Below are 658 nucleotides of genomic sequence, written 5' to 3' on the forward strand. Positions count from 1 at the left end.
GGCGGAGAATGTTATCAACTCAAATAGTTGAGTTTTAATGCCTTTTTCTGATTGCTTCAGGTTTTCATGATTTGAATATTGAGACATAAATTCACCTGTCACTTCAATAACATCGCGTTTTTTTTAAATTGTGCTCTTTACTATCTAAGTAATTTTGCAAGGAAACGGGAACAATACCGGTGAATGATACCAGGGCATTACCGTATCTTCTTATGAATAACAAATAACAATACCAGCAAGATTGGCGTACCTAAATAGACATAGTTCATAGCCGCGTTATGAAGGGATAATAAACTCATTACAAATGCCTGCCATGAATTAATCGGATTTTCTGAACTTATCACACTAAATCTGGATGTAAATTCAAGATTGAATGCTAAATCAAAAAGAGCAAGCCCGAAATAAAATACAAAAATTAATACGAGCGTTAAAAACCATCGCAAAAACGTTCTATTGATCATAACTGCTTCCTAATACACCACCGCCCATTTCACCACCATCGACACTCGTTACCTCTCCCCCCATCCTGGCGGAGAATGTTATCAACTCAAATAGTTGAGTTTTAATGCCTTTTTCTGATTGCTTCAGGTTTTCATGATTTGAATATTGAGACATAAATTCACCTGTCACTTCAATAACATCGCGTTTTTTTTAAATT

General features: G+C 35.3%; 1 protein-coding gene. It reads right to left on the minus strand.

Annotated elements, in window-relative coordinates; translation table 11 throughout:
* Nucleotides 1–450 precede the first annotated feature (450 nt).
* Entirely contained in the window at nucleotides 451–615 is a 165-nt protein-coding gene (locus AYY17_RS21630; protein ID WP_156656728.1) for a hypothetical protein, read from the minus strand.
* Nucleotides 616–658: the final 43 nt, after the last annotated feature.

The sequence above is a fragment of the Morganella psychrotolerans genome (assembly GCF_001676055.1).
GTDB classification, from domain to species: Bacteria; Pseudomonadota; Gammaproteobacteria; order Enterobacterales; family Enterobacteriaceae; genus Morganella; species Morganella psychrotolerans_B.

What these genes read in the sequence shown, in the direction of transcription:
- AYY17_RS21630 (WP_156656728.1), bottom strand. Translation starts at nt 615, where the DNA reads ATGTCTCAATATTCAAATCATGAAAACCTGAAGCAATCAGAAAAAGGC.